General features: G+C 51.5%; 8 protein-coding genes. 3 read left to right on the top strand and 5 right to left on the bottom strand.

What is annotated here, in order from left to right; all coding sequences use genetic code 11:
* Positions 1 to 621 precede the first annotated feature (621 nt).
* Positions 622 to 1,641 (top strand): LacI family DNA-binding transcriptional regulator, encoded by a 1,020-nt coding sequence (locus FS806_RS24355; RefSeq protein ID WP_144941851.1) that lies wholly within the window; start codon positions 622 to 624, stop codon positions 1,639 to 1,641.
* Positions 1,642 to 1,884: 243 nt separating this feature from the next.
* Here FS806_RS24355 and FS806_RS24350 read toward each other — a convergent pair whose 3' ends face one another.
* From FS806_RS24350 to FS806_RS24330, 5 genes are all read right to left on the bottom strand, one after another.
* A complete protein-coding gene (locus FS806_RS24350; protein ID WP_144941849.1) occupies positions 1,885 to 2,610 on the bottom strand; it encodes a hypothetical protein in 726 nt (241 codons plus the stop codon).
* Positions 2,607 to 3,089, bottom strand: a complete 483-nt coding sequence (bcp, locus tag FS806_RS24345; protein ID WP_144941847.1) for a thioredoxin-dependent thiol peroxidase — start codon at positions 3,087 to 3,089, stop codon at positions 2,607 to 2,609. The genes FS806_RS24350 and bcp overlap by 4 nt, the downstream gene beginning before the upstream one ends.
* 90 nt (positions 3,090 to 3,179) lie before the next feature.
* On the bottom strand, positions 3,180 to 3,965 hold the full coding sequence (locus tag FS806_RS24340) for an ABC transporter permease (RefSeq protein ID WP_144941845.1): 786 nt from the start codon (positions 3,963 to 3,965) through the stop codon (positions 3,180 to 3,182).
* A gap of 3 nt (positions 3,966 to 3,968) precedes the next feature.
* A complete protein-coding gene (locus FS806_RS24335) occupies positions 3,969 to 4,763 on the bottom strand; it encodes an ABC transporter permease (RefSeq protein ID WP_144941843.1) in 795 nt (264 codons plus the stop codon).
* The gene (locus FS806_RS24330) at positions 4,760 to 5,869 is read right to left on the bottom strand and encodes an ABC transporter ATP-binding protein (protein WP_144941841.1); all 1,110 of its coding nucleotides are present in this window, start codon (positions 5,867 to 5,869) and stop codon (positions 4,760 to 4,762) included. Before FS806_RS24330 ends, FS806_RS24335 begins: the two co-directional genes overlap by 4 nt.
* 339 nt (positions 5,870 to 6,208) lie before the next feature.
* Between FS806_RS24330 and FS806_RS24325 the strand changes: the two genes are divergently transcribed.
* Positions 6,209 to 7,237 carry an LCP family protein gene (locus FS806_RS24325; RefSeq protein WP_144941839.1) on the top strand — a complete coding sequence of 343 codons (1,029 nt, stop codon included), beginning with the start codon at positions 6,209 to 6,211 and terminating at the stop codon, positions 7,235 to 7,237.
* A gap of 120 nt (positions 7,238 to 7,357) precedes the next feature.
* Positions 7,358 to 8,692, top strand: a complete 1,335-nt coding sequence (locus FS806_RS24320) for a glutamate-1-semialdehyde 2,1-aminomutase (protein ID WP_144941837.1) — start codon at positions 7,358 to 7,360, stop codon at positions 8,690 to 8,692.
* Positions 8,693 to 9,418 lie beyond the last annotated feature (726 nt).

Raw genomic sequence — 9,418 nt, 5'->3', positions numbered from 1 at the left:
AATTCCATTTAGTTTTCAAATTTCACACTATTGAAGCAATTCAACTCTATTCTACCTTGAAAATCCATCCATTTTCATCATCTAATGGTGTCGCGGTCAGCGGTATGGGGGTCTAAATGGATTTCATACAGCTAGTTTTGCTCCTTATGGACAAAAAATGTAGACTAAGCTGCAAAACTCCATTTAGTTTGAGCAAAATGGGCGATATCAACATAATTCTTCTATTTTAAATGTAGTTTTTCCATGTAGTTTAGTCATCTTTTGAAGCCTGTTCAAACTACCTGTATAAAATACAGTTACATTCCCGGCGATGCGAGTGGACTAAAAAGTAGACACGCCGTAACTGCGACCCGATAATAAGTTGTAGGAATGGGACAAGATAGAAGTCACCAGGGGCCGCAAACGTGATTGTACAGGGCCAATAGAGGCTTGTAGGAGAATAAATTTACATTCGCTCATAATATGAAGTCACTCCCAACAAAGCGAGTTTTGGCAGGGGTCCCCATCCTCTACAATTATTCCAATTATACATAACATGAAGGTTCCTGCGCCTTCTTTCCTAAAATGCAACAACCTTGTTTTTTCCAGATTACCGATATATAGAAATGGTGGTGGCTGATTTTGTCTCATACATTGGAAACCATAGCCAAGCTGGCCGGAGTTTCACGCGGAACGGTATCACGGGTAGTGAATAATCAACCGGGGGTCAGGAGCGAAGTCCGTGAAAAGGTGCTGCGCATCATTAAGGAAACCGGGTACCAGCCCCATGCGCAAGCCCGCAGCCTGGCCGGGGGAAAGACGGAAAATATCGGGATTGTCGTATTCGGACACAATCCCCTGTTTCTGGCGCATCATCTTTTTTATGAAGTGCTGCAAGGGGTGCAGTCGTTTTTAACAAATTACAGCTATGACCTTCTCTTGTATTCCAACCGGAGCGTCACAGACCGTCAATATTGGAAACGCATCGGAGACAGGCGCAAGGTCGATGGCCTTATCATTATGGGTGAGTATATCGATGAGGCCTATTTGCAATATTACTACGACCGCAATTTGCCGTATGTCCTTGTCGGCAAGCGTATCAGCGAGCGTATCCCGCTGTTCTGCGTCACCTCGGACTATCGTCAAGGGGCTTATGAAGCGACGAAGCATCTGCTGGAGCAGGGCCGGCGGAAGATTGTTTTCATTCGGGGGATCCTGGATACCTATCATGACAATGAACGATTCGCAGGCTATCGCCAAGCCCTTGCGGAGGCTGGGATGGATGTGGATGAAGCCTTGATTCTTCATGGAAATGCGGACAAAACATCCGCCTCCGATGCGGTTGCCGCTTTCCTCGCAACGGACACCGAATTTGACGCCATTTTTGCCGGCAACGACTTGATGGCCTTCGGAGCCATAGCTGCTTTGCAGGAATACGGGCTGTCCGTTCCACAAGATGTCGCCGTGATCGGTTATGATGACATCCAGGCGGCTGAACACTTCTCTCCGCCGCTGAGCACTGTCAGACAGGACAAGCTTGGCCTGGGCGTCGAAGCTGCCCGACTGCTGCTGCAGTTATTAGCGGGAGAAACCGATGCTTCCATAGCAAAGGATGTCATTATTCCAAACCAATTGGTAATCCGCAGCAGCTCGGTCCGCTGACGATTCAATAATATTTGGCGCAAGGATAGGGCTAATCCGCTGTCCCGGTACAACGGTGCTGAGCGAGGGGGATAGCTGTCCAAAGGGAGTAGCCTGGGGTATTCGAGCCAATACATTTTCTGCAACCATCCGTTTGCGATAAACATAATCGTTATTTCCAACCTCTTTGAACAGAAAAAAAGGCATTCCGGACCTAGCAGAAGCTCTGGAATGCCTTTTTATCATTACATAAACGGCACGTTGCTACACATTGGGCTCAAGCTCTGATTGGAATTCCTGTTCCGCTTCATAACGGAGCCCCTCCCATATTTTATCTATTACCTTCGACAGATTAGAAACCCCATCCTTATCCTTGGTGTCGGGGCAGAAATAGTATGGGTGTCCCTTCTCAATGGAGACGGTATCTCTGCGCAGAGGATGGGAAAACAGCGACAATCGCCACCAGGTGGCCCAATCCTTCCAGCCCGGCTGGCGAAGCCGGTAGACCCGTTCCCGCCACTCAGGAACAATATGGCATTCGGGGGAACCGACCTGTACGACATGGGGGACGGAATAGCCCTGGCCGGATAACAGCCGCGCTGCACCGTAAGCCGCAATGCCGCCTCCGCTATGGCCTACCAGGACAATGTCCCCTTCGCCGGAACGCCCGTAATCTTTCCGGATGTCCCGCGTCAGCCCGACGATAGCCGGAGAGCGATCGGGCCGGCGGTACATGTCACAGATCACCTGAATCGCTTGACGAAGCATCGTTATCCGGATCCGGCTGCGCGGTAGATGATCCATGGTGCCATAAGGATAAAAGGCCGTCGAATGAATGCGGGAGCAGCCGCCCTCCCGGAATTTGTCCGCCAGCAGCTGCATGGCCGGGGCGAACATATTTCCGGAAAACCAGGTGCCTATTCCGGCAACGAAATAGACGTTAACCGAGCTGGATAAAGGTGAAATCATATCGCGTTCCCGGCCGCTCATGACGCTTTCTCTCCGTTCGTGAGCGCCGTCAGAACCGCTTCCATATGGCCTTTAAGTCTCACTTTGCGCCATTCCTGAATCAACCTTCCCTGCTCGTCGATGACGAATGTCGATCGTTCCACGCCCATGTATTCCCGCCCGAACATTTGCTTCAGCTTCCAAACTCCATATAGCCGGCAGACCTTCTGCTCCTCATCGGCCAATAGAAGAAACGGAAGGTTGTGCTTCTCAATAAACTTGCGGTGCGATTTCACAGAATCCGGACTTACCCCAATAACAGCAGCCCCGGCCTGCGCAAAGCGTGTATGATGGTCCCGAAAATCGCAGGATTGCTGGGTGCAAGTCGGCGTTAAATCTTTAGGATAGAAAAAGAGGACCACTTTATGGCCGCGGAAGCCGCTTAGGCTTACTTCCTCCCCGTTAGAGGCCGGCAGAGTGAAATCGGGAACGGCCTCACCCGGTTGAAACTGAGTAGACATGGTTACCTATCCCCCCTTTCCTTTTAATATGCTTCAAAATCTTCCCGACTAATCCATGGAAACCGGTTCTACTGATTCTATTTTAAATGATCAGGAGCCTGCCCCGCGATATCTCCGCACCCCATAATTCCATATGCTTAGTCCGATGAATGCGAAGATCAATCCGACTACCGGTGTTAATAGAGCGGCCCATCCCCAATTGGCACGGTCCAGAAAATACGACGCCGGATAAAATCCGACGAAAGCAAAAGGAATAACCCAGGTAAGCAGCGCCCGAATGAATCGGTTATAAACATTGACCGGATACCGCCCATAATTTTGGATATTCCACATCAGCGGCAGAATGCCCGTCGGGGCATCGATGAAGAAGGATACCGCCGTCAAGGATGCGTAAACTCCCAAATAAATCAATACCGCTCCAATCAATAAAACGATAAAAACGATCGGATCGTACCATGCCAGCGTAATATCCAGCTGAGTCCATGCATATCCCATGACCACCGCACCGGCCAGCGATCCGACCAAAGAAGCAGGGTCCATATTCTCCAGCACAAGCTGGGCCAGATGGTAGGCAGGCCGGGTCAGCACCCGGTCCATCTCTCCTTTGACAATATACCTTTCGGTAAAGTTCCATAAATTAAAGAAGCAGCTAAACACTCCATAGGGGATCATGAAAAATCCGTAAATAAACAAAATTTCGGCCTGATTCCATCCTCCAAGGTAATCCGTATGCAGGAATACCGCGAGAATAAAAAACAGGTTCATGGCCTGAAACAGCAGGTCCGACAGCACTTCTATCCAGAAATCGGCGCGGTAGGTCAGCCTTGTTTTCATGTAGTTTTTCAAATAATCCCAGAACAAAGAAGCATAAAACATGGACTACCCTCCCTGTACGAACAATCGGTTTCTGGCCGACCGCCACATGATGAGGATCGGAACGATCAGGACCGCAAACCAGAAGAGCTGTACGCTCAGCACTCCGGCTGCCGTGGTCCCTGCCGCATTGCCGGCGAACACTGCTCCGGGCAAATAGGTAATCGCCTGGAAAGGCAGCAGCTTCATTACCGCCTGCCCCCATTCCGGGAAGAAGGAAATCGGGATAACGAGGCCGGAGAACAGGTCAACCGCGACCCTTTTCATCCGCATCATGCCCTCATTATTTTCCACAAAGAAGGCAAAGAGCCCGGTGAGGATATTGATCTGCGAGTTGATCAGAAAACTGAACAGCAGCATCCCCGCAAAAGCAAACCATACCCCCGGATCAGACGGCAGTCGGACTGGAAACAGCAGCGAGGCAATGATCATTCCGGGCACCGAGAATAGAAGCAGGCGGAAGATTCCTTCGCCCATCGCCTGCATCATTTTGACGACCAGATAGTTATAGGGCCGGATCATCTGCACGGCAACACTGCCGTCCCGGATTTCACTGGCAATTTCCCGGTCCAGATTATTGAAGTAAAATGCTCTCGCCATCCAGGAAATAGCTACATAGGTCGTCATCTGGACGGCATCGAGGCCGGCCAGCGAATCTTTGCCCTGGTAGATGGCCTGCCACAGAAAATATTGCGCCCCAATATTAATGACATAAATTACGATACCTGAATAATAATTAACCCTGTAAGCCAGCATCATCAAGAAACGGATGCGGATCAAGTCCAAATAAGCGCTCATCATGAAGAAGCACGGCCCCCTCCGGCAAGCACGGCTTCCTCTTCCTCTTGGCCGGGCGATTCCGTCGTCGTGCCGCTGCCTCTTCCTCCTCCGGGCAGACGATCTGCCGCTGAGGAGCTTCCGGATTTATAGATCTCTCTCACAATATCGTCCGTCTCTGTTTCTATGATTTTGACATCTTCTACGGAAGCGGCTCCTACCACCCGGCCCAGCACTTCCGATATACTGGTTTCCGCCGGAACCCAAACCCTTGCTATGGTGCTCGCTTCGAGAGTCCACCGTACCTGCAAGCCGGCCGTCATCGCCTCCAATTGACCGATAATCACCGGGGCGGCGAAACGGAAAACGACCTCCTTGCCTTGACCCCAGCGGCTCTTCAGCTCTTCCAGACCGCCGTCATAAATAATTTTCCCTTCGTCCAGCATAATGACTCTGGAGCACAGCGCTTCTATATCCTGCAAATCATGAGTGGTCAGCAGAATAGTAGTCCCATACCGCTGATTTAAAGATTTGAGGAATTCGCGAATTTCTGTCTTCACTACGATATCCAGGCCGATTGTCGGCTCATCCAGAAACAGGATGGACGGATTATGCAGCAGAGATGCCGCCAATTCACACCGCATGCGCTGTCCCAGGCTTAATTTGCGCACCGGCCTGTGCAGCAGCTCCTGAAGCTGAAGCCGCTCCACCAACTCGTCGAACCGAGGCCGGAATACCTCAGGCTCCACCCGATAGACTTTGCTCAGAAGCTGGAACGATTCAATTACGCCGATATCCCACCAGAGCTGGCTGCGCTGACCGAATACGACGCCGATTTCGCGCACGAATTTCTCCCTTTCCTTGTACGGGACATATCCGTTGACTTTCAGCTCGCCCGAGGTCGGCACCAGAATACCGGTCAGCATCTTGATCGTAGTCGACTTGCCGGCGCCGTTCTCCCCGATATATCCGCATATTTCCCCTTCGGGAATGTCGAACGATATATGGTCAACCGCCGTAATTTGACGGTACTCTCTTTTGAACAGGTCCTGGAGCGCGCCCTTCAGACCCTCCCGGTTTTTCTGAACTTTGAACTGCTTGTATAAATCACGAACCTTGATGGCCGACATGGCAAATCCCTCCCTCATTATGTCAAATCTAGCAAAATCGGCCCACTTGCGGTAATACAGACGAAAGAACTATAATAAGTGATAGATTTTGCATGATGCTGCCAAGAGTTGTCGTTTCGTGTCCGTTATTTAAGCCGACAGAAGGCTTGTACGCCGGGAAATATTGCTCCTGCTCCGTATAGCAGCCCAGCCTTCATGCGGTCCGGGACTGGCCGGACGGACGTTTCAACCACGGAGATAAGAGTTAATTTATCTCTATTAGCTAATAATACATGAACAACCGCCTTTATGCCAAAAGCTCATTGCCTTCGCTCATATACCAAATGAAGGGAGTTCCCCATGCGAAAAAAAATCAAATGGATTGTGGTTTCCCTGTGTGTTCTGCTGCTGGGAATCATAGGCTATTTCGCTTATCATATATACGATTTTGCCAATAAAATTTATGTCGATCCCACGGAACAGTCGAAATTTTTCTCCCCGGGAAACCCGACTACCAATCCTCCGCCGCCCAAATGGGAAGGCAAAGAGAGGGTTAATATTCTTCTCTTGGGAGGAGATGCCAGGGACCCGAATGAAGCTCCCCGGTCCGATACGATGCTCGTAGCCTCGATTGATCCGGTTACCAAAAAGTCGTACTTATTTTCTATTCTAAGAGATACTTATGTGAAAATTCCCGGGCATAATTCCGATCGGATTAATGCAGCCCTCGCATTCGGCGGCCCAAATCTCGCAATGAGAACAGCTAGTGAATTACTGGGCATTCCGATACAGTACTATATTTACACGGACTTCCAGGGCTTTGTCGCATTAGTGGACGCAGTGGGCGGAATTGATTATGAAGTTGAGAAAGACATGTATTACTATGACAGCTACGACAACTTTAAAATTGATCTGAAAAAAGGTTATCAGCATTTGGATGGGGAGAAGGCAATTCAATACGTTCGCTTCCGGCATGATGCGACTGGTGACTATACAAGAACGGAGCGGCAGCGCAACTTCCTGTCGGCCCTGGCGAAAAAGATGCAGTCCACGACATCGCTGCTGAGGCTGCCCAACATCCTGCAGAGCATCGATCCTTATATCGAGACGAATATTCCGATGAACGATATGCTGAAGCTGGCATCGCTTGGGTACGACGCCAAGACGGAAGGATTGACCAGCGAGCAAATTCCGCCGATGAGCCTTCTTCAGGAGAAAAAAATCGGAGGAGCCTCGGTAGTTACCGTCGACACGAAAAAGCTGCACCAGTATATAGAGGATTTGTTCAACAAGGAAGCAGAGGAGGCGGTATCCCCCTCCCCTTCCGTTTCTCCAACACCTGCATCTAATTCACCAACCAACAAAGCTACGCCGAATCCGAAGCGATAGCATCGGCGCCAAGCATGAAGGGATAGGCAGGACCTTGGGTGCTGATTCTATCGGTCAGCGCCCGCAAGCGCCCCGGAAGGGGCGCTTGATCTATAATAGGAATCCAAAGGATGAGGAAACATGGACAGAACACGATCCGAAGCGCTGTATCAAGAAGCGCTCGAACATATTGTCGGAGGGGTGAACAGTCCCTCGCGTTCTTTTAAAGCGGTAGGCGGAGGAGCGCCTGTATTTATGAAGAGAGGAGAAGGAGCTTATTTCTGGGATGAGGACGGCAACCGATACATAGACTATCTTGCCGCTTACGGCCCTATTATTCTCGGGCACGCCCATCCTAAAGTGACCGAGGCCATCTGCCGCGCGGCGCAGAACGGAACGCTGTACGGCACCCCGACCGAGCTGGAAATCGAATTCGCCAGCAAATTGAAGAAGGCCGTACCTTCCCTCGATAAAGTCCGCTTCGTCAACTCGGGGACGGAGGCGGTCATGACGACCATCCGGGTCGCCCGCGCCTACACCGGCCGGACCAAGGTAATCAAGTTCGCCGGCTGCTACCACGGGCATTCCGATCTCGTTCTGGTGGCCGCGGGCTCGGGGCCTTCCACGCTGGGCACACCGGACAGCGCAGGAGTGCCGGTCTCCATCGCCAACGAAGTGATCACCGTTCCGTACAACGATCTGGACGCGCTGGGGACAGCTCTCGAGCGTTGGGGAAGCGAAACGGCCGCGGTCATGGTGGAGCCGATCGTCGGCAACTTCGGCATGGTGATGCCGCAGCCGGGCTTTCTCGAGGGGCTGTGCCGCCTGGCCAGGGAACACGGTGCACTCGTCATCTATGACGAGGTGATCACCGGCTTCCGCTTCCACTATGGCGCAGCCCAGACCTATCCCGGCCTCGGCCTCGCCGATGCCGCAGCGTTGCGCGCGATCGAGCCCGATCTGACCGCGCTCGGCAAGATCATCGGCGGCGGATTGCCGATCGGAGCCTATGGCGGCCGGCGGGAAATCATGGAGCAGGTTGCCCCATTGGGCCCGGCTTATCAAGCCGGAACGATGGCCGGCAACCCGGCTTCGATTTCCGCAGGGCTCGCCTGTCTGGAGGTGCTGGAGGAGCCAGGCACCTACGACAGGCTCGAGCGCGTCGCCAGCCGGCTCACGGAGGGCATCGCCGCCGCCGCCGTGCGCGCCGGGATCCCGCTCACGATCAACCGGATCGGGGGCGCGTTCTCCACGCATTTCTGCGACCATCCCGTAACGAATTACGAGGAGGCGCAGGACACGGACAGCGAACAGTTCGCCCAGTTTTTCCGGTTAATGCTGGAGCAGGGCATCTGCCTGGCGCCATCGAAGTATGAGGCATGGTTCCTAACCATCCGTCATACGGACGAAGATATCGACGAAACTATCCGCGCCGCCGAGCATGCCTTCCGGCAAATGCCGGTTTCGGGCAAGTAAACGCCCGCTCGCGGAATCCGAGGGTAAAATATATACCCGGCAATATGGGATGCGGCAACTACAGCGACCCGCGCCTCTCTTGGCGCGGGTCGCTGCTTTGCCGGCATTTTTTCACACCGCATGAGACTCCCACCGCACGATGCGTTGCGGCTCTGCACTGCGGGTAGTTAGGGGCCCCGTTGATCTTCTATGCTGCGATGTAACTGTATTTTTTGTTGTAAATATTTTCCATTTGGCAGTTATCCAACTGTATTCCCCTGCCATTATTGCCCATTATACAAGTAATCCGACTGTTTTATTTTGCAGTGAATAGACCGCATATTTCACTATTTAGCATTGGACCGACTGTTTATTCCATTATTTGAAATTGAATCCACTATATATTCCACTGTTTGGAATTGAATCTACTATATTGAAATTGAATCGACTATTTTGGCATTTAATCGACTGTTTATCCCACTTTTTGGCAGCCCCACACTCGTTTTGAAGTAGTTCTACTCTTAACACTTCCGTTATTTGCAATAATACTCCATTCTGAGGCCGATCTGACTGTATTTTATACAGGTAGTTTGCAGCCGATTTCTAATATGTGACTCAACTGCCTTGAAAATCCGTCTATTTTACCGTCTGCAGGCATCGTTGCAAGTGAAGCGGCACGTCTAACTGTATTTTGTACAGGTAGATTCAAGCGAATGGGCGAAAATGATCAAACTAACTGGATAAACT

Origin of the sequence: Paenibacillus sp. 32O-W (assembly GCF_007679495.1) — a bacterium.
Taxonomy (GTDB): Bacteria; Bacillota; Bacilli; order Paenibacillales; family NBRC-103111; genus Paenibacillus_L; species Paenibacillus_L residui.
Note: the sequence above shows the minus strand (reverse complement) of the source record. Positions and strands in the feature narration are given on the sequence as shown.

Coding starts and splice junctions, on each gene's coding strand:
- FS806_RS24350 (WP_144941849.1), bottom strand. CDS start 2,610: ATGAGCGGCCGGGAACGCGATATGATTTCACCTTTATCCAGCTCGGTT.
- bcp (WP_144941847.1), bottom strand. CDS start 3,089: ATGTCTACTCAGTTTCAACCGGGTGAGGCCGTTCCCGATTTCACTCTG.
- FS806_RS24340 (WP_144941845.1), bottom strand. CDS start 3,965: ATGTTTTATGCTTCTTTGTTCTGGGATTATTTGAAAAACTACATGAAA.
- FS806_RS24335 (WP_144941843.1), bottom strand. CDS start 4,763: ATGATGAGCGCTTATTTGGACTTGATCCGCATCCGTTTCTTGATGATG.
- FS806_RS24330 (WP_144941841.1), bottom strand. CDS start 5,869: ATGTCGGCCATCAAGGTTCGTGATTTATACAAGCAGTTCAAAGTTCAG.
- FS806_RS24325 (WP_144941839.1), top strand. CDS start 6,209: ATGCGAAAAAAAATCAAATGGATTGTGGTTTCCCTGTGTGTTCTGCTG.
- FS806_RS24320 (WP_144941837.1), top strand. CDS start 7,358: ATGGACAGAACACGATCCGAAGCGCTGTATCAAGAAGCGCTCGAACAT.